Annotated in this window: 15 protein-coding genes; 10 read left to right on the forward strand and 5 right to left on the reverse strand. The window is 35.0% G+C overall.

The window, feature by feature from the left end; all coding sequences use genetic code 11:
• Window positions 1-10 precede the first annotated feature (10 nt).
• From DMB65_RS18420 to DMB65_RS18465, 10 genes are all read left to right on the forward strand, one after another.
• Window positions 11-3,187, forward strand: coding sequence for a baseplate J/gp47 family protein (locus DMB65_RS18420; RefSeq protein ID WP_110308101.1), 3,177 nt, complete (start codon window positions 11-13; stop codon window positions 3,185-3,187).
• Window positions 3,175-5,922, forward strand: a complete 2,748-nt coding sequence (locus DMB65_RS18425) for a hypothetical protein (RefSeq protein WP_110308102.1) — start codon at window positions 3,175-3,177, stop codon at window positions 5,920-5,922. The genes DMB65_RS18420 and DMB65_RS18425 overlap by 13 nt, the downstream gene beginning before the upstream one ends.
• Before the next feature lie 10 nt (window positions 5,923-5,932).
• Window positions 5,933-8,752, forward strand: coding sequence for a hypothetical protein (locus DMB65_RS18430; protein ID WP_110308103.1), 2,820 nt, complete (start codon window positions 5,933-5,935; stop codon window positions 8,750-8,752).
• Between the two features lie 141 nt (window positions 8,753-8,893).
• Window positions 8,894-10,378: a contractile injection system tape measure protein gene (locus DMB65_RS18435; RefSeq protein WP_110308104.1), complete on the forward strand. Its 1,485-nt coding sequence runs from the start codon at window positions 8,894-8,896 to the stop codon at window positions 10,376-10,378.
• Between the two features lie 12 nt (window positions 10,379-10,390).
• Complete coding sequence (locus DMB65_RS18440) at window positions 10,391-11,860, forward strand: eCIS core domain-containing protein (protein ID WP_110308105.1); 1,470 nt, start codon at window positions 10,391-10,393, stop codon at window positions 11,858-11,860.
• 4 nt (window positions 11,861-11,864) lie between these two features.
• Window positions 11,865-13,628, forward strand: coding sequence for an eCIS core domain-containing protein (locus DMB65_RS22510; protein ID WP_230470717.1), 1,764 nt, complete (start codon window positions 11,865-11,867; stop codon window positions 13,626-13,628).
• Window positions 13,628-14,440 (forward strand): hypothetical protein, encoded by an 813-nt coding sequence (locus DMB65_RS18450; protein WP_110308106.1) that lies wholly within the window; start codon window positions 13,628-13,630, stop codon window positions 14,438-14,440. Before DMB65_RS22510 ends, DMB65_RS18450 begins: the two co-directional genes overlap by 1 nt.
• On the forward strand, window positions 14,437-18,639 hold the full coding sequence (locus DMB65_RS18455; RefSeq protein WP_230470718.1) for an eCIS core domain-containing protein: 4,203 nt from the start codon (window positions 14,437-14,439) through the stop codon (window positions 18,637-18,639). Before DMB65_RS18450 ends, DMB65_RS18455 begins: the two co-directional genes overlap by 4 nt.
• Before the next feature lie 199 nt (window positions 18,640-18,838).
• Complete coding sequence (locus DMB65_RS18460; protein WP_110308107.1) at window positions 18,839-19,660, forward strand: peptidoglycan-binding protein; 822 nt, start codon at window positions 18,839-18,841, stop codon at window positions 19,658-19,660.
• 1 nt (window position 19,661) lies between these two features.
• Window positions 19,662-20,966 (forward strand): ATP-binding protein, encoded by a 1,305-nt coding sequence (locus DMB65_RS18465; RefSeq protein ID WP_110308108.1) that lies wholly within the window; start codon window positions 19,662-19,664, stop codon window positions 20,964-20,966.
• A 94-nt stretch (window positions 20,967-21,060) separates the two neighbouring features.
• Here DMB65_RS18465 and DMB65_RS18470 read toward each other — a convergent pair whose 3' ends face one another.
• The 5 genes from DMB65_RS18470 to DMB65_RS18490 all read right to left on the reverse strand — a co-directional run bounded on the left by DMB65_RS18470 (window position 21,061) and on the right by DMB65_RS18490 (window position 26,259).
• Window positions 21,061-21,903, reverse strand: a complete 843-nt coding sequence (locus DMB65_RS18470) for a DUF4249 domain-containing protein (RefSeq protein ID WP_110308115.1) — start codon at window positions 21,901-21,903, stop codon at window positions 21,061-21,063.
• A 5-nt stretch (window positions 21,904-21,908) separates the two neighbouring features.
• The gene (locus DMB65_RS18475; protein ID WP_110308109.1) at window positions 21,909-24,527 is read right to left on the reverse strand and encodes a TonB-dependent receptor; all 2,619 of its coding nucleotides are present in this window, start codon (window positions 24,525-24,527) and stop codon (window positions 21,909-21,911) included.
• Between the two features lie 101 nt (window positions 24,528-24,628).
• Window positions 24,629-25,471: a FecR family protein gene (locus DMB65_RS18480; protein ID WP_110308110.1), complete on the reverse strand. Its 843-nt coding sequence runs from the start codon at window positions 25,469-25,471 to the stop codon at window positions 24,629-24,631.
• A 6-nt stretch (window positions 25,472-25,477) separates the two neighbouring features.
• Complete coding sequence (locus tag DMB65_RS18485; RefSeq protein WP_110308111.1) at window positions 25,478-25,693, reverse strand: hypothetical protein; 216 nt, start codon at window positions 25,691-25,693, stop codon at window positions 25,478-25,480.
• Window positions 25,694-25,737: 44 nt separating this feature from the next.
• Window positions 25,738-26,259 (reverse strand): RNA polymerase sigma factor, encoded by a 522-nt coding sequence (locus DMB65_RS18490; protein ID WP_110308112.1) that lies wholly within the window; start codon window positions 26,257-26,259, stop codon window positions 25,738-25,740.
• Window positions 26,260-26,909: the final 650 nt, after the last annotated feature.

A 26,909-nucleotide genomic window follows, 5' to 3' on the forward strand; every position in this document is an offset into this window, starting at 1 on the left:
TTGTTAAAAGATGAGTAATTGTAATACTATATTGAGTGTTTTGACTTCTAATGGCAGCGACCAAAAGCAACGCTATCTCAACGCGTTACAACCTGAAAACATTCGTCTTAATGATTTTGAACTAACGGACTGGGTTTTATTTGCCTATAATTTTTCTGAATATGTAAATTATTTTAAAACCTCAAATTCAGAAACTCCTTCTGGCGATTGGAAAGCTTTTTTTGATTTTTTTAAATGGAATGGTGAAAAACCATCTATAGAAAATCAATTGAAACTCGATCGGGTTAAAAAAGAACTGGCCGATCTCATTGCAGAAAGTCAAAAAGAATACGCCATTACACCTCATTTAACCTTATTCCTTACTTTTTTGAAGTTGTTAGAAAACAGCAAAAAAAGATACAACAACCTTACGAAACGCCATCTCGACTTTTATTACAGTCAGATTCTAAATATTAACAAGCTTCCTGCCACACCAGATAAAGTGTACCTGATTTTTGAATTGGCAAAAAAGGCTATTCAGGAAAAAATTGAAGCAAAAACAGGCTTTGACGGTGGTAAAGATGCTTCCGGAAAAACCAGAACGTATTACTCAAACAATGAACTGATAGCCAATAAAACCGTCGTTTCTTCATTAAAAAATATTTATAATGACGTTGATACCAAAAAAATAGTGGCAAGTCCAATCGCTAATTCTTACGATGGATTAGGAGAAGTTTTCCCGGATAAAAACAATACGCAATGGTGGCCTTTTGGATACGTCAACGATGTCAATTTACCAACCGAATTACCTAATGCTGTTTTAGGTTTTGCAGTCGCCTCTCCTATTCTTTCTTTGGCAGAAGGAAAACGCAGCATTCAGATGTCTTTTACCTTTCACAATAACATCACAAATGCAACTACTGCCATCATCAGAGAATGTTTAAGCCTTCAGTTAACCACAGTAAAAAAATGGCTTGACGTTGCCGAAATTTCGTCATCATTAACAATAAAATCCGGCAGCACTTACACTACTTCTGTCAGCGGAAAAATTATGAAAATTGCTTTTCTGTTAGATGAAAATGCAGATGCTATTACGGGTTATGATCCTAAAGTATATGGTGAAGAATTTGCAACTGATCTGCCTGTTGTAAAATTTAATCTGGACACTACAAAAGCAAATGGCTATAATCTATACAAATCATTGGCTCAAAATCAATTACAAAGCATTACCATCAATGTTGATGTTCAAAATATTCCAAATGCTGTTTTAGAGAACGATCACGGACTAATCAATGCAACAAAACCGTTTTTTCCTTTTTCAACTCAACCTGTCGCAGGATCTAATTTTCATATTAAATACAACGAAGCTTTTTCTAAAAACTGGGATAATATTAATATCGATGTACTTTGGAAAAATACTCCGGCAGATTTTGTAGAACATTATAAAGCTTACAAAACGAATGCATTAAATACCATTAGTGTAGGTGCATTTAAAAGTAGTGTATTGAATGCTTCAAATAATTTTGAAAATAGCGGGGGAATTGTAACAGCTAACAGTTATTTTCAATATCAACCTGCAATTTTATCTAATAATATCTGGCAGAATTACGGAAGTGCTGCCACTTTATTTACGGCAACAAGTCCGTTTAAAACGACATTAAATATAGCCAATTCTAATTATGTCACAGAGAAAAACGGTCAGCTAAAACTAACACTAATAAAATCGTTTTTACATAGTTTATATCCAAAAATTTATGCTTTAGCTCTTTCTACAGACGATGATAATGTAGTAATTCCGAATGAACCTTACACACCGCTGGCTGAAAGTCTTGTGCTAAATTATACTGCATCTGAAACCACTAAATTTTCAATAACAGGGTTAGAAACATTAGAAGGTGTTTACTCAAAAAACAAAGCAAAATTATTCCATATTCATCCTTTTGGATATGCCGAAGAACATAATTATCTAAAATCACTTTTAGATTATGTAGAAGATAAAAACTCGTATTTACTTCCTACGTTTTGCAAAGGCGGAGAATTGTTTATTGGCTTAGAAAATGTTCAGGAATTACAGCAAATTACTCTGTTGTTTCAGGTATTGGAAGGAAGTGAAAATCCGCTGACATCTTCTTTTACAGGAAAACAAAAAATTGAATGGTCCGTTTTAGGCAACAACGAATGGCGCATACTCAACTATTCGGATATTTTATTAAATGAAACTGACAACTTATTACAATCGGGGATTTTAAAATTCAGCTTACCAAAAGAAGCTACTCAAAACAATACAAAACTTCCTAAAAATTATATCTGGCTTAAAGCCAAAATGCATAAAAAATACGATGCAGTCTGCAAAATAACCGGAATTCATTCGCAGGCAATTTTGTCTACTTTTCAGGATAATGGTAATGATTTAGCACATCTAAACACCGGATTAGAAGCCGGAACCATTTCTAAACTGCAGCAGAGACTGAGCAATGTAAAATCGGTTACACAGCCTTATAACAGTTTTGATTATAAAGCTGAAGAGTCCAACGAAGACTATTACAGAAGAACCAGCGAACGCCTTCGACACAAAAACAGAGCCATCACGATGTGGGATTACGAACACATTATACTTCAAAAGTTTCCTGAATTGTACAAAGTAAAATGCCTGAATCATACCTGCGAAACATCCTATCAATCGCCTGGCAATGTAACTCTGATTGTGATTCCGGACACGGTAAACAAAAACGTGTTTGACATTTTTCAGCCACGAGTGAGTACAGCCACGCTTAACAAAGTCAAAAGCCATATTGACCAATTGAACGCAATGCATGTAAACACTTTTGTAATCAATCCTAAATATGAAGAAGTTACCGTTGATTTGAAAGTAAAATTCAGACCAGGTTATGATGAAAATTTCTATTTACAAGAACTCAATGCTGATATTATTAAATTTTTATCGCCTTGGGCCCTCGATAAAAGTGTTCCTGTCACATTTGGAGTTACCATTCACTCCAGCCTGCTCATTAATTACATCGAAAAATTAGGTTATGTAGATTACCTGCAAGATGTAAAGCTTTTAAAAGATGGAGCTTTATCTGATAAAGTCGCCGTCCCGTCCAATCCGAAATCGATTTTAGTATCAGCAAAGAGTCATATAATCAGCACCGACGTCAAACAATGTACTGTTAAAACCATAGAACCACAAGAAGAATGTCAACTGTAAACCAACATATCAGCATCCCAAAAAACGTCAGTTCTAATGATGACATGAGTTTTGACTTCCTTCGGAAAAAAGGGATCGAATACATCGAATCATTAGGAAGCCAGTTCTGGACCGACTATAATACACACGACCCTGGAATTACGATCCTGGAAGTGCTTTGTTATGCGATTACCGATTTGGGCATGAGAATCAATTTGCCAATCGAAGATTTATTAAGCAATGCTTTGAACCCAATTGAAAAACAGTTTTTTACGGCTTCTGAAATTTTGCCGACGCAAGCTGTTACGGCTCTTGATTACCGGAAAATTTTGATTGATATTGACTCCAAAAGAATCAAAAATTGCTGGCTTCAAAAAACTTCAAAAAAATTATTTGTCAATTGCAAAGAGGGGAAAATTTCGCTTAAAAAAGAAGATTTTGCCAGTACCCCGGATACTTTTATAAAAGAAACAGAAATCAAAGGCTATTACAATATATTGGTAGATTTTGATGAAAAAAATGCGGCTCAGAAAGAACTGCTTAAAACTCAAATCATCGAAAAATTTCACGCTAACAGAAACCTTTGCGAAGACATTTTAGAAGTAAAAGAAGTAGAAATTCAGCCTATTGCCGTTTGTGCGTTGATTGAACTTAATCCCGAAGCCAACGAAGAATATGTTCACGCAAAAATCACTTTTGAACTCGAAAAATACTTATCCCCAACAATCAAATATTATTCGTTGGCTGAAATGTTTGAGAAAGGTTATTCAAGCGATCAGATTTTTGAGGGACCTTTTCTGGATAGAGGATTTATTGATACTATCGAATTAGAAGAATCTTCATTAAGAACCGAAGTACGCCTTTCAGACATTATGCAAATCATCATGAATGTAGATGGCGTAACGGTAATAAAAGACATCTCTATGAACAATTGTGAAGCGATAGAAACAGACGGAAGTGTCTGGAATATCTGCATTCCAGCCAACAAAAAACCAAGTCTTTGTCATAAAAGCACACTAAACTTCAGCAAAGGCGTTTTGCCTGTTACTGTCAATAAAGTAAAAGCAAAAAAATACTTAGACGATTTGAAAGATGAGCTTGCATATTCGCAACAAGATGCCGCTAAAAACAGGGAACTAAACATCCCTCATGGTAAAATTACAGAAGCTGATTTTTATACCAGTATTACCAATAATTTTCCGGAAAATTACGGAATTGGCGAAATTGGCCTGTCAGAATCTGCCAACACTGAACGAAAAGCCAAAGCCAAACAACTGAAAGGATATTTGCTGTTTTTTGATCAAATTTTGGCTAGTTATTTCAAGCATTTGAGCAATGTCAAAGAGCTACTTTCTATCAACGGTGATCTGCCAAATACGTATTTCACTCAGGCGATTACCGACATGACGGGTTTTGATGAAATTGTAAATGATACCTATCTGTCTTCGAATGAAAAAAAACTGGACGAATTGCTATTTGGGGATCTGGATGATGCCATTAAAAGACAAAATCAAATAAAAGATCATCTTATCGCACGATTTGCAGAACGATTTGCTGAATATGCTTTCCTGATGAAATCATTGTATGGCGCTTCTTCTGATGAAATCGTACTGCAAAACAAATCCGATTTTTTAATCAATTACGATACGATAAGCAGCAAACGGGGCAGCGCATTTAATTATTTCAATCAGCCTGTATCTAATTTGTGGAATACATTTAATGTGACAGGATTGGAAAACCGAATTGCAGGTTTGTTAGGAATTAAAGGTGACAAAAATCCGGTTACGGGCAAAAGAGGAATCAAAAGAAAAAACATCTCCGGTTTATTTGTCCAGCTTTATGATCCAAATCCGGGAGTGCTTCCCAATCATTTTAGATGGAGAATCAGAAACAGTGCCAATCAAATAATCCTGACTGCAACCGAAGATTATCTGAATCAACATGATGCGATTAAAGAAATGTATTTTTCGATCCTGAAAATTTACGAAACCAGCGAAAAAGAAATTGAACATAAGTTTGAAAATCTTTTTGAAAACAGAGACAACGGAATTGCTTTTAAAGATACCGTTATCGACACTTTTGAAATCATTGAATCGGATACTCATAAATATTCGTTTCACATTATAAATCCTGAATTTATTGACGATCTCAGTAATCCCGACAGAATCATTGCGCGCCAGTATGAATTGTATGAAACTCTGGAAGAAGTAAAAGCAGCAATGCTTGATTTACTCATTTTCTTTAAAGAAGAATTCAGCGATGAAGGTATTTTTCTGGTAGAACATATTCTGCTGGTTCCCAATCCTGACGAAATAATCGATGAAACTTATTACATGCCAATATGTGTAGACGACTGCTCGGGCGATTGCTGCGTACCCAATCCGTACTCGTTTAAAATCAGTGTGGTTTTACCCGGATATACGTTTCGTTTTGCAGATGTTGACTTTAGAAATTTTGCCGAAGACGTTATTCGGCAGGAAATTCCATCACACATTTTGGGCAAAATCTGCTGGATTGGATATCGGAAGGATCAAATCACTCCGAAAGACAATGATTTACTCGATTTTGAAGAAGATTTTAAACAATTTCTGATAGATAAAACGCAAAACAAACAAGATGCTTTACCAAAATTCATCAGTTCATTATCAAAATTAAACTCTGTTTATCCAACAGGCACATTGTACAATTGTGTAGATGAAGAAGAAGATATTTCAGGAAAAATAGTATTAGGAAGAACAAATTTAGGAACAATATAAATACAGGGTTATGGCAACAAAACTTACCACCATTACAGGACAATATCATAGTTATGTAGCAGATCAGGTGTTAACACACTATCAGCTCAATGAAACTATTGATTATTTTGATGACCAAAATCGATTAAACAGAGTCTTTCTAACGGGTACTGGAATCGTATGCGGCTTTCAGGTATCGACCAATGCCGACTACTCGACCGTAACCATAACTCAGGGAACCGGAATTACTACTGACGGTGACTTGATAAAATTAACAATAAAACCTGCTCCTGCTGATCAGGCATTGGCAATCGCCATAAAACAAAAATTATCCTCAATTGATTTTCAAAAGATTGATTATAAAACCTATAAAGTTTTTGATACCGATAAAGGTAATTATCTACATTTTAAAAACGGTACTACAATGTTACCCATGTGGGAGTTACTCCCTGAAAAAACAGGGGGGTTAGAAACCGGTGAGTCTTTATTGACTAGTTTTACTGATTTAAAAAATCATGTTGTTCTTCTATACCTCGAAAATTATACTAAAGAAGCAACTTTATGCGATGAAACGGATTGTGCTAATAAAGGCGGCGAGGAAGTCTTCAACTTGCGCGTACTTGTAGTAAGTCAGGCAACAGCTACTATTGTTATTAGCAAAAACAGTACGCCGCAAAGAGACCCTCTTTACAGTAAATACGATATTTTTGAACAATACAGTTCGCTTAATGAATTGGGTGTAAAAAAAGTAATTCCAACATTCAATAATACCTCAACTGCCAATAAAGTCAAGCAGCTTTTTAATACTGTTGTCAATGATGTTTCGTTTAAATCTGAATTACTTGCCAATTTAGCTACAGTACTTATTCCGTTTGGTTATGTAACAGAGCTTAACGGAATTAGTGACCGCTTCAATGCATTATTTAGCATTGATCCTAACAATATTCCGGCAGATATTCATTATCGCTATGATTTATTAAAAGATATTGTGGCCACTTACAAAGAACTGAAAGATCTTTTTTTACAACTAAAATCAGAATGTAATCCGCCTATAAGTTCATTTCCAAAACATTTATTATTAGGGCTAATAGAAGAAAATAATCGATTTAAAAATTACAGACATCAATTTTACAAATCGCCTATTTTAGACCCAAATAAAATGTTTAGCAATTTTGACTCTCTAGTTAGAAGACTTAAAGGCATTTTAGATAATTATCTGGTAAATGCCGCCAGTGTTAAAATTACGCCTTCAAAAACAATGGGCAAATTAGGAGCAAAATCAGTTCCGTATTACTATAATGTTGATGATAATTTACTGCATGCCTGGGACTTTGAAAAAAGTAATCTTTATAATCATCAGGCTAATTTTAGTTATCATACCACCAATTTGCTCAACAGCGATTACATCAAGACACCGCTGAGTTTTTGCATTGACGATCATGATTTTTACCGAATTGAAGGCTATCTAAACGACAATGTTGACGATGTAAAAGCGTTTTTAATCGCAAAGAGAATAGAATTCGGACTGGACTTTGATTTTTATATCATGGATGTTATTGAAAATGCGGCCGATTTAAAAATCTTGTTCAATACTAATTATTCGTTCGAACACAAAGCTGGTGTTAAAAAAGGAGGAACTTTATTACTGCTCAAATCAGGAACAACATTCATAACTGATTTTGCTATTGATGGAAAAGTAAATCCTGACAGTGGCTTGGGCTGCTGCACCATCATGGGCTGTTTATACCCATGGATTAGTTCGTTGCGATATATCAATAATTTATCAAGAAGTCTAAGAGGAAGCAGAAGTAATAAGGTCGATCTGCCAACACATTACAAGCTAAGCGTAAAAAAATATACCATAAATGGCGTTAATTTAATTACTGACAGAGTTTTAATAGATATTCCGTTAGACCAGCTTCTTGCCCGTCGTTTGCATGTGGTAATGGAAACACTCAACAATCAATTCCCTACAGGTCTTTTATTTGATTTTATTGAAGAGGAAAAGAAACTCAGAATCGTGCGTCTTGAAAAAGATACTTTTGAATTTGAAGTTCAAGATATTACGCTTTCCAGAAATGCTCCAACTTATGCGTTTACACAAAACGGAGTGACCAAAAATGGTAAAATGTATTCTTCAAATAAAATAACATGCGCCATCATGAATTCGCATAAAGCAGAGATTTATAAAAAAATCCATGCGAATTACGATCCTATCAACAAGGACGATGATGATTTTGGACGTTTTAACGATGATTGGAATAAATTCGAATATTTAAGAAGCGAATTACGATTCCATAGAGAGACAAAATCATTCATAAGATTTCCGAAAATTTTTGATGATTTCTACAGCATTCCGGTGATTTATAATAATCAGCAAAATGAAGAGACAACAGTTGCAGACGAACTGTTAAATATTGCTCAGGAAATCGCCCGAATAGACGATCATTATCATGACATTTATATTGGTGGCGACTGGACAACCGGAAACTATGTAAATACAACAATGTACAATTACTATCTTGAAAATAGTACAGACACAAACGACGAAGTAGTACTATTTATTAATTTAAGAAAAAAGATTCATAATGAAGATAAAGTGAGTAAATACATGATTCACATTGATACAACCCGAAATGTAAAACTTTCTGACTTTGAAGAATTATTTACCAAATATGCTAAAAAAGCAGAATTCTACTTTTACAAACCTACCAATGGTAACTTTATTAAGATAGAACAAAATCGTTTTTCTAAAGATGGAAGTATCAAAAAGAGAGTTTTGGTTAACACCGAAAAAATAACGAAACCTGTTACTAAGAGAACACCAAAGAAACCCGGTGATACCAAATAAAAAAGCTTGAGACGAATACCAAAACAGGCAAATCTCAAGCTTTAATGGGGAGCTGCTATCAATTACGACAACTATTTTTTCCCAGTATAACCTCACGGTCAGGTACAAATGTAGGAAAAAGTTTTACACAAACAAATAAAAATGAATAAAATTTCACATAGCATTCAAAAAGTTTTTTTGGAGATAGATACCCCCTCAATGGCGATGGCTAATTCTGTCAAAAACAACCTTGCTGTCTTCCTTCAAAAGGAGGTAATCCCTGTTTTTGAAAAGCATTTCAACTCAATTAATGATACTGAAAATCAGGTTATTCAAATAGAAAAACTAGAAATTAATCTTCAATCCATTATAGGTAAAAACGACATTTCATTTTCTAATAGTCATATAAAAAACCAAATCGAAAAAGAGGTTCAAAAAGCATTAAATGAACTACAAAAAACATTAAAAAACAAAGATAAAAGTAGCTCTGAAATTCGTACAATTTCACCCGAACTCAAAGACCTGAAAACACTGCTTTATTTTATAGAAAATGGTACTATGCCGTGGTGGGTTTCTAATGGAAATGAACCCGTATTTTTAAAAAAAATCAATCCTGAAGAATTAAAAAATGATGTTTTCAGTATTTCGTTTAAGAAATTAATTGAGCAGAAAAAAGTTCAAAACCGAATCATAAATCAGTTTTCAAATCAGGAAATTGCATTATTGAGTTCGGCAGTTTTAGGTTTAGAAAAGCAGCAAAAAGCAATTTCAAAAAACACTTTAATAGAATTGTTAAATCAAAAAACACACACTTTTAAAACTGCTTTTTGGCAATTAATTTTTGATTTTTGGATTAAAAAAAAATCGCTCAGCCTCATCAAGTATTATTATAAAGAACATTCTCAATTTTCAGCTCATAAAATCATTTTTGAAGATTTTATTGAAAACATAAAAACGTTCGTACCACTTGATTTTACTACTGCAGAGCTGATACAAATGAAAAAGGATTATTTGGTTTCTGAAAAAGAAAAACAAACCATAAATATAAAAACCAATCCTGATACAATAAACAAAGAAACTAAACCAGAATTAGAAATTCATTTAAAAGAGGAATCTGCAATTGAAGATGATGACCAAGAAGATAGTACAAATTTTAAATCGTGTTATGTACAAAATGCAGGTTTAATCATTCTGCATCCCTTTTTAAAAGAAATGCTAAAAAGCTGTGATTTAATGGATGATAATAATACTCTTTTAAACAAAGAATTAGCAGTGCATATTTTGCATTATGCGGCTACAAAAAGAGAAAATGACTACGAACATTTGATGCTTTTTGAAAAGTTTTTATGCGGAATTCCACTAGAGGAATCCATACAAAGGGAAATCAAAATTGAGGACAAACATAAACAGGAAGTAGAAGAAATGTTAGAGTCTGCGGTTTATCATTGGTCTGCCTTAAAAAATACTTCAACAGCTGTTTTAAGAAGTGAATTTCTTCAAAGAGAAGGCAAACTGGATTGGAGTGAATCGAATCCAAAACTGACTATTGAACGAAAAACGCAGGATCTTTTATTAGAAAAAATTCCCTGGAATATCAGCATTGTTAAAATTCCGTGGATTCAAAAATTAATCTACACCCAATGGTAAAATTATATTGTTATGAGAGCATTTGAACAACGAAAAAAAGACAGTACTGCGAGTACAACTTTTTTTGGACCCAAAATTCAGAAAAAGCTAAAAACCGGAACGGCTGGGGATAAATATGAGTTAGAAGCAGATAGTGTAGCTGATAAAGTGGTCAATAACACTCCAGCTGGAGGCGGGCTTTTACAGTCGAAAGAACAGGTTCAGCAAAAGCCTGTTTCAGAAACCATATCTACAATTCAGGCTAAAGACATGAAAGAAGAAGAAAAACCTGTTCAAAAGAAATCTGATAAAAAAGAGGAAGAAAAACCAGTTCAAAAAAAGGAAAAAGAAGAGGAAAAACCGGTACAGAAAAAATCAGATAAAGAAGAAGAAAAACCGATTCAGGCCAAATGTGCGGATTGCGAAAAAGAAGATAACGTTCAGAAAAAATCAGACAAAGAAGAAGAAAAACCGATTCAGAAAAAAGGAAAAAATACTGAAAGTGAAATTCAGGATAACGCATTAGAAGGAAAACTGGACAGCTCAAAAGGTGGTGGAACTGGTTTGGACAAAAAAACAAAAAATGAAATGGAATCCGGCTTTGGAACCGATTTCAGCAATGTAAAAATCCATACTGATGCACGTGCAGTTCAAATGAGTCAGGAATTGGGAGCCCAGGCTTTTACCAACGGCAATGATGTTTATTTTAATCAAGGGAAATACAATCCCGATTCCAGGGAAGGAAAACATTTGCTGGCACACGAATTAACGCATACGGTTCAACAAACCGGAGCCAAACAAAAATCAGGAACAATTCAAAAATCATCCATAGAAAACCATCCTGAAGATTTGCAAGCAGAAAGACCCGAAAACCCACAGTTTAGGGGTAATCCTCCATTAGAAAAAGCCAATGATAATCAAATGCTTATCTCAATCGGCCAAAAAGGGCAATATGTTGCGGAATTGCAACAAGGGTTGTTGGAAGCAGGTCAAAGCTTACCCAAATTTGGTGCAGACGGAGATTTTGGAACAGAAACCCGAAATGCGGTAATCGGCTTTCAAACAGACAACGGTTTAAATAAAATTGACGGTCTTGTGGGACCGGAAACTATGGGAGCTCTGGACAATAAACTGGTAGGACTAAAAGGTGGAAAAAAAGACGAATGTGAAGATACTGTAACTTTCCAAAAAGGACCTTTTCTAAGTGAAGAAAAGGCTGGCTTTTTTAGTACTGCACAATGTCCCAAAGTTACAATTACAATAGATGCCGTTGCACAGATCGTTAACTTTCATAATTGTGCCTCTTTGGATATTAGTATAGATCATGTTCAAAGAACAAGAAGAACGATACCGATAGGCAACAACGGAAAAGGACATTTTAAAGAAACATTCACTTTAAAGCATCATAAAGATATACATAAATTGTTTTTCACTATGCCAGCAGATTGTAAAGGAATGGGAGACACATTTACTGTTAGCGGAACTATTCATCGTCATTCATAACTTTATGCCAGCATTCAGCCAAATAGCAAAGTCAAAGCCTTCTGCCCCATCTTCTTTTAATACAAGAAAGGGAGAGGATTTTTTTGGTGTTCAGGCAAAACTCAATGTTGGAAAATCAAATGATAAATATGAGGTTGAAGCCGATACTGTCGCCAATAAAATAGTATCCAATTCTTCCAAAAAATCGGCAGAACCTTTCTTCTCCTCTTCTACCTTACAAAAAAAACAGGCTCTGGAAGTTCATAAAAAAGAAAACAAGGAAAATGAAATTCAGGAGAAACCGCTGGCAGAATCAATTACGCCTGTAGTACAATTGCAGCCCATTCAAAAATGCAATTGTGAAGAAAAAAATGTTCAAAAAAAGGAAGGAGATGAAGCTGAGGCTGATACATCCGTTAATTCTAATTTTGAAAGCCGGCTGAACAGCTCAAAAGGCGGCGGCAAGGCACTCTCTAACGATACTAAAACAGAAATGGAATTAGGTTTTGGTGCTGATTTCAGCAATGTTCGAATCCATAATGACTCCAATGCAGTACAAATGAGCCAGCAAATTGGAGCGGAGGCTTTTGCCAATGGAAATGATATTTATTTCAATGAAGGAAAATACAATCCAAACTCACAATCAGGCAAACATCTTTTGGCGCATGAGCTAACACATACTGTTCAACAAGGAAATAAACCAAAACTTCAAAGACAAGAAGTTCCTCCAGAGTCAGCTCCTCCACCTAGAGTTGAGTACAGAATATCTACAATGTTAAGTTCTCTTATTGAATGGGAAGCAGCGGGATTATTGAGTGCGCCTTATTTACCTTATGATGTTCCTACAATACCTCAAATTCCTGTAACACAAGAAGAAGCTGCTTCAATGGCAAGTGCCGCACCTGCACTTCTTGCCGGATTAACGGCTCCATCTGCCGCAGCCGCAACCGGAACAGGAACAAGTGGAGCTGCAGCTACAGGTACAACTGCATTAGAAACTGCCGCCGCAAGATGGGGTTCAGCATCAGTGATTGAAGGTGGGGCTGCACTTGCAGAAGGAGGAGCGACAGTTGCTGCAGGCGCAGAGGCAACTTCTGTACTTACCCGAATAGCAATGTTATCTGCCGAAGCTGCACCTCCAGTTGCTTTTTTTACAATTTTATTATGGCCAAGCTCTACCGCACCTCGCTGGATGGATGAATTAAATCCTATAACAGGAGGTCCATACGCATCTCCAAGAGAGTATGATTGGGTCAATCGTTTATCTCCTAATCAAAGAGAATATTTAGACTATCTAGGCAGAGCCAGAAGACTAACACCGAGAACAAGCGGAGACGAAGAAACGGATCCAAGAACAGATATTATTCCATTACCGGATCCGGCACCGCAGCCAGAAGAAGATGACGATAGAACAGGTTGCAAAAGCAGAGAGATTACAAGATTGGGAGGACATGCCAGACATGATGCTTATGCAACAAAAGTTTCGGGCAGATCATTTGATTTTAATGTATGGCCAGGCCCTCCATTTTCGGCTATTAACTATGACGGGCAAACAAATCATACAATTGTTTGGGAAGTTAAAGTTGGTTTTGGTTGGTTCTTTAATCCCGCAATGATTAGTCTGCGAGATCTCACATTGGCAAGATTTGATGCTCAGAAAAATTTTGGCCTTTTTGTTGCACAAAGATGTGCTTTTTTTCACGTTTGGTCTATTCCGGATCGCCACGTTGCTTTATTACTTAATACACGCTGGGGAGGTTATCCTCCTGTTTTAAGCATTCCAGAATAATGAGAAAAGAAGATTTTACATATATACAATTCAAAATTCTAAGCAGGAAAGAATCTGTTTTAGAATTATCAAAAAAAATTCTAGCCGTTATAAACGAGCTGGGAAAACATAATTATGAGAAAAAAAATGTGAAATATCTTGGAGATCAATACATCCAAAATGAAATTACCTCAAGCGAAATTCACAATTATCTAACTAAAAAACAAGAAGATACAACTATATTCAGCAATAAAACCAAAGAATTTAACCTATTTATTACTGAAGAAATATGCGGAGACGAAATCTATGATTGTTTATGGTTTTCTTTTAATGCATTAATTCCCGGTTTTCCCAAAATACCAGATTTAAAATCTCTTTTAAATTTACTAAAAAGCCTGTTTATAAGCTTTAAAGGAATCTATGCTTATACTGAAGATGAAGAAATACTTCAGGTATATTTTGCACAAAGAAGCTATGACAAAATTTTGTCACAATTACCTTTTGATTATATAAATTTCCTTCCTAAACCAGATTTAGATTTTACTAATCATTTTAATATTCCTTCTCACTTTTCAACAAATGAAATGAATATTAGTGAAGCTCCTAACGGTTTTTGGTGGATAAATTTTTTAAGTAAAAAGCAAATAGAAAATTTAAATCTAAACAGCACAATTAATGATTGGCATCATACCGAAGTTATTAATGATGAATATACACTATACGTTTTAACAGACACAATTTTAAACCTAAATAATAAAGAACATTTGCTGAAACTACAAAATTTAATTCATAAAACAGATTTAATTACTATACAAGAAAAATCAATAATATGAGTGTTTTTGCAAAAAGTACAGCCGGAAAAAGCAGCCTCAGTCCTCATAACAAAGGAAATGAGAGGGATTCTTTTTTTGGTGTTCAGGCAAAACTCAATGTTGGAAAATCGAATGATAAATATGAAGCGGAAGCAGACAGAGTAGCAGATACCGTTGTAGCAAACAAAAAAACTGCTCCTGAGCCTTTCTTTGCCGCTTCAACTACTATTCAAAATAAACTTGGCGGTGAAAATCATCCGGAAAATAAAAGTAATGGTATTCAGAAAAAAACAACTCCAGAGGGAATTACTCCAGTTGTTCAGCCAAAATTAAAAATAGTTCATAACAAACAAGCCGGAGCTGCTGCAGGATCTTTTTTCACTCCTTCGCCAGTTATTCAAAACAAACGCGCTAACGAAGTACAGAAAAAAGACAATTCTCAAAAAGAGGTTCAAAAAGAAGCCGCAGCAGAGAAAACGGTTCCTGTTATTCAATTAAAATTAGAAAAAGAAGATTCGGTACAAAACAAAACTGAACCTCCTAAAACAAAAGAAAAAACAAGTACTTCTAAATCTTTGTTTCAGCCGAAAAAAGAAGATGAAATTCAGAAAAAAACTGCTGTTGAAAAAGTCGATGCTGTTCAACATAAAACTGATATTGTAAAGACGGAAGTCCTTAAAAATAAAGAAACAAGTTTTACTCCAAAACCATTAATACAGAAGAAAAAAGAAGAAGAAATTCAGGCCAAGGAAGAAGAGGAAATTCAGGCTAAAGAAGACGAAAAAGAATTGCAGATGAGTGCCGCTGCAGATGCAAACCCTTCTGACTCTTCAAATCTCGAAAGCACTTTAAACAACAGCAAAGGCGGAGGCTCTCCTCTATCCGGAAAAGTAAAAACCGAAATGGAATCCGGTATTGGAGCTGATTTTAGCAATGTCCGTATACACAATGACTCTAACGCTGTTCAGATGAATAAGCAATTAGGAGCTCAGGCCTTTGCAACCGGAAACAATATTTATTTTAACGAAGGAAAATACAACCCAAATTCGCAGGATGGTAAGCATTTACTTGCTCACGAATTGACACATACGGTACAGCAGGGAGCAGCCATTCGGAAAAAAGAAGAGCCTATCTCGCCTGCTCCGGAAATGATTCAGGGTTCGTTCCTCGATTTAGTTCCAGACTGGATAATTAATGAAGCGCGACACGTTCCGGGTTACACTCTTTTCACCGTTATTATTGGTTACGATCCGTTACGTCAAATGGATGTCGAACGAACTCCAATTAATCTGGTTGAAGGCTTAATGGGTCTTGTTCCTTTTGGGACAGCCATATTCGACAAGCTTCAGGAATACGGAATACTTCAGCAGGTTTTTGACTGGGTAGAAGGGAAATTAAGCGAACTCGGATTAACAATCGATAGTATTTTAGATTTGGTTGAAGAGGTTTGGAACGAAATATCATTTCCTTATACTGGTATAATTGATTTAGTAACTGAAAAGTTTAATGAAGTAGTTAACAGAATAACTTCTTTTGTAAGTGCAACTGTAGATCAGGTTATTACCTGGATAAAAGAAGCCTTAATTGGTGTCGCTGAACCTATACTGGCAGAAAACAAAGCCTGGTCATTGATCAAAAAAATAATCAAATACGATCCGTTACGTGATGAAGCTGTCAATGCCACAACGGTCGAAATATTAGAAGATTTCCTCATACTGATAGACAAACAAACAGAGCTTGAGCAAATGCGTGAAAAAGGCACATTGCAAAAAACAGCCGACTGGCTTGACACTCAGGTTGGAACTTTCAATTCGTTATTAGGCGAACTTCGAGGACTCATCACCGCAGCCTGGGATGCTATTCAACCTGCAAATTTGGTCAATATTGCTGATAATCTCTCTGCGCTTGCCGATCAGGCCGGAGGATTCCTGCAGCGAGTTTGGGATTTTGCTTCAGGTGTAGCACTAAAAGTATTAGAACTTGTTAAGGAGTCATTATTAGGATGGCTGTCTTCTCAAGCCGCTACTGTAAGAGGTTATTCGCTTGTTAAAGTGATTATTGGAAAAGATCCTTTTACACAGGAAGTTGTACCTCGTACAGTTCCAAATCTAATACGAGGTTTTATGAGCCTCATGGATGGCGGAGAAGAACAATATGCACAAATGGTTGAATCTGGTGCAATAGCCAGAATTGTAGGCGAAATTGAAGCCGCAGTAGCGACGCTCAACATGACGCCACAATCTATAATACAGCTATTTACTGATATATGGGATTCTATGAGCATTGATGACCTCATCCATCCAATAGATGCTTTCATAAGAATCATTGAAAAATTTGGAGAGCCTATTGGACGATTGATTGCGTTTGTGGCAGAAATTATCCGAATAGTCATCGTTGCCATTTTAGAGATTATGAATTTCCCATTCGATCTCATAGGAAACATAATAACCAGAGCATTAGAAGCTATTGATGACATTAAAAAAGACCCAATTGGTTTCTTGAAAAATATATTACGAGCGCTTAAACAAGGATTCATTCAGTTCTTTGACAATATCGTAACCCATTTAATTAATGGTGTAACCGGCTGGCTGATGAGCGAGTTAAAAGATGCTAATATTCCGGTACTTACTGATTTCTCTTTACGCGGTGTTATTGCCTGGGTATTAGAAGTACTGAATATCTCAATGGAAAAAATCTGGGAAAAACTAGCCGCACATCCCCGCATAGGGCCTGCAAGAGTTGCCAGAATCCGCAGCATGATTAATACGCTCGAAGGCATTTGGACATTCATCAAAGATGTTCAGGAGCGAGGCATGGCAGCCATTTGGGATAAAATACAGGAACAGCTTAGTAATTTATGGAATACCGTTCTCGATGCTGTGAAAAACTTTGTCATGGAACGTATTGTCAATCGAATAACGGCCAGACTTTTAAGCATGCTGGATCCAACCGGAATCATGGCTGTCATAAATGGAGCAATGGCTTTCTTTAATGCGATACAAAGTTTTATAAAATACTTGCGTGAAATGCTCGAAGTTGTCAACTCTTTTGTCAATGGCGTAGCCGATTTAGCCCGAGGCAACGTCGCCACAGCCGCAAATTATCTCGAAAGAACTATGGGACAAGCCATGCCGGTTGTGATAGGTTTCTTAGCGAATCAGGTTGGGTTAACCGGAATTGGGGCAAGAATTGGTGAAATGATTATTTCTGTACAACAAATGGTTGATGAAGCGCTGACCTGGCTGGTGAATAAGGCGGTGGATACGGGTATGAATATGTTGGATAGAATTATGGGAAGAGGCGGTGATGAAGAGGGTGATGTTAAATCAATAGCCAGAAGAAGACTTGTTAGCTCTCTTGGTGAAGACGCTACAGTTGAAGAAGCTAGAAGTACAGCATCTCAATTATTTACGGAACTACAACCTCAAGGATTGCATAGTCTTGAAGTAAATCCAGTTCCAAATGTTGAAGGAGAATTTTATATAGATGCAACTGCAAGCCCCTTAGAACATTTATTAAAATTACGTCCAGCAATAAAAGATGTTAGACCAGCGGTTACTTTGGCTGTTAGAATAACTCTTGATCCTCATCAAACTTTTGAAGTGGCAACAGAAAATCGGGAACTTTTGCCTGGATTTGTAAGACCATATGTATCAGAAGGTCAGCCAGGAATATCTCCAGGTACAGTAGAATCTAGAAATTTCCCGGCAAGACATCCGCAAAGCGGCAGTTTCAATTTCGCCAGCATCTCTACTACCGGCAGGGTATCCGGAGGCAGCGGTGGCGCAATATTAATTCCGAGTACACCATCTAATATTGTAGAATTATTAACCTGGAGCAATGGGGGAATTCGAACTAATGTATGTCATAATGATAGTCATGCAGAACATCAATTTTTGAATTGGTTTAATTCTCAATCTCCAAGTTTTAAAGCTGGAATTAAAAATGTTGAATTAAGGCTTCAATCAGTAAGCCCTTGTTCATCTTGTGTTCCTGATTTAATAAGAATTGTAACTAGCCCAAATGTTAAAACTGATGCCGTTTTTAGCATCTCTTGGTCAAGCGTATTTGAATCAAATGGGGTTTGTCACGAATTAGATACTACAAATGAATCTTTAGACCACTTAAGAGGATCTGGATGGAATATATCAGGACCAATGCCAACTGGGGAAGTAGCGACTTCTGAAAATTTAACCATCGAGCAATTGAGAAGCACCTAATTATTTAAATTCTGCAATTAAAATTATAACTGTCATGAACAAAAATCAAAATATTTTTTTCAATCGAATCATTAGCATAAAAATGGAAAATGTATTCAACTACCTAAAAAAACAATTCATCTTTCAGCTTGACACACTTTTTAGATTATAAAAAAAATCTCTATAACTAATTTTTTATAACCTTTAAAAAACATTAGCCATGCAAAAAACATTCTACCAAAAAGAGTTACTTATTAAAGCACCCCAACAAAGAAAAGGAGTAAATAATAACAAAAAAGACATTGAAAAAATTCAGTCCTGGCTGAATTTATTTGCCATGCAAAATCCAGGATCAGGAACCGCAACGGGTATCGATGGTGATTTTGGACCCGCAACAGAAAAAGCAGTATTGAATTTTCAAAAATTTAATGGCTTACCCCAAACCGGTAGTGTAGATCAAAAAGTATTCGATATACTGGTATCACCACTCAAAAAAGCTTTTGAAGATCCTGTTTCAGGCAATAATTTGAGAGAATTAATTTTAAATACAGCCAAAAACCATCTTAAAAATCATCCTTTTGAACTCGTAATCAACAATCAGAGTAATACTGGTCCTTGGGTGCGAAGTTATATGGATGGAAATGAAGGAACCGACTGGTTTTGGTGCATGGGATTTGTTCAGGCAATAATTGACCAGGCGGCTTCTATTCAGGGAAAAAACTTCAAAACCCTGATGCCATTAACCTATAGCTGCGATACTGTTGGTACAATTGGTATTCAAAAAAAAATATTGACCCGTTTTCAAGTAGCAAGAACTAATCCGGCGTTAATAAAACCTGGAGATATATTTTTAATCCAAAAAACTACAAACGACTGGTTTCATACCGGAATTGTAAGCGCGGTTCATGGCGATATACTTGAGACTTTTGAAGGTAACACCAATTCTGACGGTTCTCATAACGGAAATGCCGTCATGAACAGAATCAGAAATTTTAAACAATCAAAAATTGATTTTTTTTCAATTGAATCATTAGTAGCATAAAATGGAAAACGTGTTCACATACTTAAAAACCCAATTCGTATTTCAGCTTGACACTCTTTTTCAAGTCGAAAACCCAATGGATAAACCCGTTTTGCAACAAATCAGTTCAAACGGGTTTATCAACGAATTCATTATCGAAAATAACCTGGCAGAAATTGATATTCTTTTGTTGGGACTGGCTCTTGCGCCCCACCTGAAACCCGATTTTTTGAGTTCGATTATTGCCGAATATTTACCAAATGGCGGTGAATTACCTGAGTTTGGTGGCATTAAAACGAAGAACCATCGCGGAATCTTACCAACGGGTGAAACGGCTCAGTTTTTAATTGCGGGAAATGATTTGGATGGCCGAATTTCATTCTATAATTACTTACACAATCAGTCTTTTCTCTATCAGAAAAGAATCCTCAAAATAGAATCTGTTCCAAATGGCGAACCCAAACTGAGTGGTTTACTGATTTTAGAAGACGAATACATCGAAAAATTTATTACCGGAAAAATCCTAAAACCGCAACTGAGCAGCGTATTCCCAGCACAATTAATTGAAACACAACTGGATTGGAATGATTTGATACTTAATTCTACTACTTTAAATCAAATTAAAGAAATAGAAACCTGGCTGAAATTCAATGAAATTTTGCTTCATGACTGGGATATGAAAGCCAAAATCAAACCCGGTTTCAGAGTCATGTTTTACGGCGCACCGGGAACCGGGAAAACGCTTACGGCTTCTCTTTTGGGAAAATACACCAAAAGAGATGTTTACCGAATTGATTTGTCTATGGTGGTTTCGAAATACATTGGAGAAACAGAAAAAAATCTTTCTTCTCTTTTTGATAAAGCGGCTGATAAAGACTGGATTCTCTTTTTTGATGAAGCCGACGCTGTTTTTGGAAAAAGAACAAATGTCAGGGATGCACACGATAAATACGCCAATCAGGAAGTTTCGTATTTACTGCAGCGTATCGAAAATCATCCCGGACTGGTTATTCTCGCTTCCAATTTTAAAGCGAATATTGATACGGCTTTTACCCGAAGATTTCAATCTATAATTGAGTTTGAAGTGCCTTCCTATGCCGAACGTTTACAGCTTTGGGAAAATAACCTGCCTAAAGGAATTAGAATTGCTGAAGATGTTAATCTGAATGAGCTTTCAAAAAAATACGACATTACAGGTGCTAATATTGTAAACATCATTCAATATGCCTGTCTGAGAACACTGGAGGAAGAAAACGAAGATATTAACCTTCATCATCTCCTTCAGGGAATAAAAAAAGAATATGTAAAGGAGGGAAAAATGATGTAATCTTAACGGTTAATCACATTGGCATAAAAGCGTACATCTGCCAAAAAAATATTTAATAACAGATGTACTTACAAATCAATCTAAATCTAATCTTTTATTTTACCTGGTATGAAACTCTGTCTGCTTCACAAAGGCGAAAATAACCAAAGGCGTAATTATTAGAATCATTTGTATTAATAATATTACCTCTAATATTACCTGAAGGAATCGAGAAAGGATTTCCTCCATATATTTCTAAAATTAATTTCATATAGTTATAAAAGTTTTTAGAGATACCCCGATGTGTAATATTAACGGTATGTCCCGGTTTCATTTTGTCTTCATCAGAAAATCTCGTGCTGATTTGATTTCCATTAATTAATTCATCATCTGTCAGCTCATATTCAGGAAAAATCAGGAATTCACTTTGATAATCAGTAAGATAACAATTAACCTCATCAACCGGATCTTGATAATAATAAGTAAGTTCAATTACATCTTCACCACCAAAATCCGGAACAATTTTTTGTTCTACCTTATCAATTGGTGTTACAGAACTCAGCTTTTCTACTGCTGTAAAACTTTGTCCTTCTGCAACTACGTAAAGTGTATAATTCATATTGATAACAGGAACAAAATTAGTACATACATAAAAACCTGGTTGAGTTTCATTAAAAGTAAAAACATCACCATCAGTGTTTTCAATCCTTACCTGAGCTCCTGAAACTTTTGGAGTCGTATTATTGTAATAAGGAGCTGTTTTACTGATTTTAATCGTTTGCTCGTTACCTGTTGTTCCTTTTTCCCAAATGATTTCAGCATCTATGACTAGTTTTGTTTCACCAGTTTCTAGATCAAGAGTTACCGTTTCTTCACATGATGAAAAAAACAGGACAAAAACGACACTAAATAAGATCACTGCTTTATTTGTAAAATTGTATTTTTTTAGCTTTTGCATATTCATTAAAATTTAAAATTATAAGAAACACCGGGAACCATTCCAAAAATAGATAGCCTTCTGGTTTCATTCGCTCCTGTATCTTCATTAGTAGCAAACGTCATAGAAGCGGCATTTTGTCTGTTGTAGATATTATAAATACTAAATACCCAATAGCTCTGCCAGCCTTTCTTTTTATCAGGTTTAGGAGTGTAAGTTGCTGCCAGATCTAAATGATGGTAAAGAGGTAGCCTGTTTTCATTTCTCAACGAAAAATTTGGGATGTTGATTCCTCCAAATTCATAATAGCCATTTGCATACGTTACAGGCTGACCCGATTGTAATGAAAAGTTGGCATTAAAAGACCATTTTGGATTATAGAGATAACTGCCTACAATATTCAAATTGTGCAGTTTATCATATCCTGACAAATACCAGTTACCGTTTGCAACTCCAGGCTCTTCTGGTGTTCTTCCGGGAGTTTTTTGTTCTGCTCTGGACAGCGTATAAGAAATCCAGCCGGTGAAATTTCCAGTATTTTTTCTAAACAATAATTCCAAACCATAGGATCTGGCTTTACCATTCAAAATAACCTGTTCTATATTGTTATTTGCCAATATATCTGCCCCATCTATATAATCTATGCGGTTCTGAATGTTTTTATAAAACAATTCCCCTTCTAAAGAATATTCATCTTCCTTAAAATTCTTAAAATATCCCAGAGCATATTGATCGAGAAGCTGTGGCTTTGTAAAAGGACCGCTTGGTGTCCATATATTCATTGGCAATGGAGACTGGGTATTGGATAAAATATGAATGTATTGGGCCATTCTGTTGTAGCTTGCTTTTACTGAAGTATTATCATTAAAAGCATATGATAAAGCTGCACGGGGTTCTAAATTATCAAATTTACTAATGGTTTCTCCGCTCCTATAAGATATGCTTCCGGTTGGAGTTCCTTCTTGATAAATATCATATAACGGATTGTATACAACTGCCTGTCCGCTTTCATAAGTACTGATTTCTTCTCCTCCCAAACGGTAGAACATACTATAACGAAGTCCATAACGAAGATTTAGTTGCTCTGTAATCTGATGTTCGAAATCAAGATAAGCAGAAGATTCTAAAGCATATTTTTTATCCAGTTGTTTGTAATTGAACTGTGAATCTGGACTGGTAGGCTGTACGGTTCCTGGATTAAAATCATAATACTGACCATCAATTCCGTAGCTCAGTTTTAGCTTCTCAGCTGTATTGTGATTCCAGTTATATTTAAATCCATAACTTTTTATGGTATTGTCCCATTCAAAGTTTTCCGGGTCAATTCCGAGATTAAAATTATAATCACTATAGAAAACAGATAGATTTGTATTTAAATTATCTGAAAAATTATGCTTCCAGCTTAAAATTCCCATTATATTCCCATAAGTACTTGAAAAACGATCGCTTATATCGAAAACATCGTTTCCTAAATACCCCGAAAATGCAATAGTGTTATTAGTCCCCAGACGATAATTCAATTTAGCATTGATATCATAAAACATTGCTGAATTATTATTATCTGCCAGTTTTAAGAATAAATGGGCATATGAGGTTCGTGCTGCCAGAACGAAAGATCCTTTTTCTTTTTTGATTGGCCCCTGTGCCAACAGACGGCTGGATATTAAACCAATACCGCCGTTTACTTTGTAATTTTCAAAATCACCCGTTAGCTGACTGACATCAAGAACAGAAGAAACCCTGCCTCCAAATTTAGAAGGAATCCCTCCTTTGTACAAATCTAGTCCGTTGACAACATCTGCATTAAAAACAGAGAAAAAACCAAACATGTGGGAATCACCATAAACAGGAGCTCCGTCTAAAAGAATCAAATTCTGATCTGCTGCACCACCACGCACATTAAATCCTGATGAAGCTTCCCCTGCATTTGTAACACCGGGCAATGTCAATAGTGATTTTAAAGGATCCGGCTCCCCCATCGCAGATGGAATTTTTTTGATCTCTTCCATCGTAAGTTTATTCACACTCATCTGAGTATTTCTTACATCAACAGCCTTGTTATTGGTTACAATTACCTGTTCCAGTTGCTGGCTGTCTGCTTCCATGTTAAAATTGATTCTTACGTCATCAGAAACTGTTATTTGTTTTTCTTTGTTTTTAAAACCCACATAACTCACTACAACAGTATAAGTTCCTCTATTTAATTCAAATGAAAATATTCCCTTTGTGTCTGTTGTGACGCCAGTTTCCAATTCTTTTATAAAAATATTAGCACCAATAACCGGCTCTTTGTTTTCATCTAAAACCTGACCGCTAAGCTTATTTTTTTTTTTGGCTGCAGCTGCTTTGGAATTTTTTTGCTTCACGAAAATATTATTTCCGACGATGGAAAACTGAATCGAATTGTTCTTATTCAGTTCATTGATAAGCGCTTTTATTTCGATATTTTTATAAGTGCTCTTTTGATTAAAATACTTTTGGGTTGTGTTAATCTGATCTGTAAAAGCAAATTTGTAATCTGTTTGATCTTCTATTTGCTTAAACACTTCTTTTAATATCATATTTTGATCTACAGTTACCGTTATATTCTGAGAGAATATAGATAAACTGAATAAAAAAAAGCATGCTGAAATTATATGCTTCATGAAATTTTGTATTTTTGGATTATTATTAAATTGGATAATTCTATACTGTCCTGACTATGATGAGGATGTTTAGTTTCGCGGCTAGTGCATCCTTTTCTTTTCTATCGAAAAGTAATCTGTTTTAATTCTTCATTTATTTCGAATTTTAGGTTATACATTTCTGATATTAATTGAACAATTGTTTTTAAATCTTCTTTTTTATTGATTCGAACTGTGATTCGCTGATTATCGTATTCCTTTGGAATAGTCATTTTGTAACCATAGTTAGCCATAATATAATCAGTCACGGCACTTAGTTTTTCGTTTTCAAAATCAGTAAACCTTTTGAATTCAAATACTTCAGCAATGTTGTTGCCGTAAATAAATTTTTCTCCCGGTTTCAGTATCCATTTTTTGTTCTGGTCTTTTACATTCATCTGAACACTTCCTTCATAAAGTGAAACAATTACACCGTTTTCACCTTGCGCTACCACAGTAAAAGAAGTTCCTAAAACTGTAGTTGTAGTTTCATTACAAAAAACCTGAAAAGGATGTTTTTTATCTTTTTTAACTTTAAAATAAGCTTCCCCTTCTACTGTTATTTTTCTGTTGAATTCAAAATTATCCGCATACACAATCTTAGAATCAGGACTCAACTCAACCCTCGAACTATCTGGCAAGACTACGATTTTGATTATTGAAGAAGTATTTTCAATTGTATTTGAAGTAAGGTAAAAAGGATCTTGTAGCGGACTTCTGTTAAAATAAATGCCAGTTCCTATCAGCATAAAAATTATAACTGCTGCTACCGCTGCATAACGCCAAACCCTGAACTTTGGTTTTTTCGAAGCAAAAGTTTTAGACTGAAATTCTTCCCACGAAGACATTTTTTCATTATCTGAATGCAAAAGCGGGGTTTCGTTCCATAATTTTTCAAATTCCTCATCTAGTTTTTCTTTATCCATGACCTTTTATAGGTTAAGTTTTTTACAATAAAATCCTTGTTTAGTAAAAACACCATATACCATTTCCTGAATATCTCTATTGGTTTCGATCCTAAGAATTCTTTCGCGGTTTTTGAAATCAAAATTGATAATACAATCAGAAATGATGAATTGTAAAAGAATTACAAGCAAGCTTGCATCTTTCTTTGTCCTTACATTTGTTTTATACACTTCGATATGCATTTTGGCTCTCGTTTTATATATAACAAACGAAAGCAAAAAAGTTCCTAATGGTTTTTGATTTTTTTTCGAATAAATTTACTGGCTAGGTAAATATGATTGGCAATCGTTTTTTCAGAAAGGTCTGTGATTGTTGCAATCTCCTTATAGCTAAGGTTTTCGAGTTTATGCAGAGTAAAAATTTTTTGCTGCTGCTCAGGAAGCTGATTGATGAAATTTTGAAGTTTTTCCTGTCTTTCTTCAAAAATTCCGGTTTCCGTATCCACTTCTTCAGGCTGAAACTGTGAAGGATCAAACTGAATAATTTTATTTTCGCGGTTAACATGATTAATTATGATGTTCTTGCATATTACAAACAATTGTTTGTCAAATAAAACATCTTCATTAAGCAATTCTTTTTTATCATACAATCTTAAAAAAGTCTCCTGAACAAAATCCTGTGGTGTAAGAACTGCAAAATTAAATCGTTTGGCAATGCTAATCAGTTTGTCATAGTAATTTAAATAAGCCTGTTTGAAAGAAGCTTGATTGCCTTTTTTCAAACTCAATATAAACTTTCTGTTATCCATAACGTAAACATGATAATAAGAGTTAACTCAATGTCCGAAATAATATTGTATTCTAATATTTATACCCCTGTATCCTTTTCAAAATGCAGCTTAATCCACCATACAAAGAACAGAAAATTATTTTAGAGTATTTATATGAAAATTAAAGTCGGGCATTAACAAGTCGGGCCAAGAACCGATACTTACTTATACAAAATAGCTTTTTTAAGATAAAAAAGTTAATTATGTTGATTTTTTATCTTAAAAAAGCTACAATTAAAATGTTTTTTTATTAAATTTACACAAAAATTAAAAAACTATAAAATCATTTTAATCGTATATAAAGAAAACGATAATCTTTAGTAAGATGGATTCAATTCACTGGAAACGTTTTTGGAAAAAAAATTGAATTTTATTTTGTTACGGGTTATCGTTTTTTCTTTTTTATTAAATCATCTTTTCGCTTAGAAATTTATAAAAACATTCATATATAACAATAAAAATCTTATTTTAGATTAAAAAATCAAAATGATTTTATATTTACTAACATTGTTGTCCGATAAAAAAGAAGCCAAATTAATGGCTTCTTAAAAAACATCGTAATTTAGAGTTGCAAAATTCAAATAACGATGGGTAAAAATAAGTATTTTTCGACTAAATCTGTTTTCGGA

This window comes from Flavobacterium cheongpyeongense, assembly GCF_003202435.1.
Taxonomy (GTDB): domain Bacteria; phylum Bacteroidota; class Bacteroidia; order Flavobacteriales; family Flavobacteriaceae; genus Flavobacterium; species Flavobacterium cheongpyeongense.

What these genes read in the sequence shown, in the direction of transcription:
- DMB65_RS18475 (WP_110308109.1), bottom strand. Translation starts at nt 24,527, where the DNA reads ATGAAGCATATAATTTCAGCATGCTTTTTTTTATTCAGTTTATCTATA.
- DMB65_RS18480 (WP_110308110.1), bottom strand. Translation starts at nt 25,471, where the DNA reads ATGGATAAAGAAAAACTAGATGAGGAATTTGAAAAATTATGGAACGAA.
- DMB65_RS18470 (WP_110308115.1), bottom strand. Translation starts at nt 21,903, where the DNA reads ATGCAAAAGCTAAAAAAATACAATTTTACAAATAAAGCAGTGATCTTA.
- DMB65_RS18425 (WP_110308102.1), top strand. Translation starts at nt 3,175, where the DNA reads ATGTCAACTGTAAACCAACATATCAGCATCCCAAAAAACGTCAGTTCT.
- DMB65_RS18430 (WP_110308103.1), top strand. Translation starts at nt 5,933, where the DNA reads ATGGCAACAAAACTTACCACCATTACAGGACAATATCATAGTTATGTA.
- DMB65_RS18490 (WP_110308112.1), bottom strand. Translation starts at nt 26,259, where the DNA reads ATGGATAACAGAAAGTTTATATTGAGTTTGAAAAAAGGCAATCAAGCT.
- DMB65_RS18485 (WP_110308111.1), bottom strand. Translation starts at nt 25,693, where the DNA reads ATGCATATCGAAGTGTATAAAACAAATGTAAGGACAAAGAAAGATGCA.
- DMB65_RS18455 (WP_230470718.1), top strand. Translation starts at nt 14,437, where the DNA reads ATGAGTGTTTTTGCAAAAAGTACAGCCGGAAAAAGCAGCCTCAGTCCT.
- DMB65_RS18465 (WP_110308108.1), top strand. Translation starts at nt 19,662, where the DNA reads ATGGAAAACGTGTTCACATACTTAAAAACCCAATTCGTATTTCAGCTT.
- DMB65_RS18450 (WP_110308106.1), top strand. Translation starts at nt 13,628, where the DNA reads ATGAGAAAAGAAGATTTTACATATATACAATTCAAAATTCTAAGCAGG.
- DMB65_RS18420 (WP_110308101.1), top strand. Translation starts at nt 11, where the DNA reads ATGAGTAATTGTAATACTATATTGAGTGTTTTGACTTCTAATGGCAGC.
- DMB65_RS18460 (WP_110308107.1), top strand. Translation starts at nt 18,839, where the DNA reads ATGCAAAAAACATTCTACCAAAAAGAGTTACTTATTAAAGCACCCCAA.
- DMB65_RS22510 (WP_230470717.1), top strand. Translation starts at nt 11,865, where the DNA reads ATGCCAGCATTCAGCCAAATAGCAAAGTCAAAGCCTTCTGCCCCATCT.
- DMB65_RS18440 (WP_110308105.1), top strand. Translation starts at nt 10,391, where the DNA reads ATGAGAGCATTTGAACAACGAAAAAAAGACAGTACTGCGAGTACAACT.
- DMB65_RS18435 (WP_110308104.1), top strand. Translation starts at nt 8,894, where the DNA reads ATGAATAAAATTTCACATAGCATTCAAAAAGTTTTTTTGGAGATAGAT.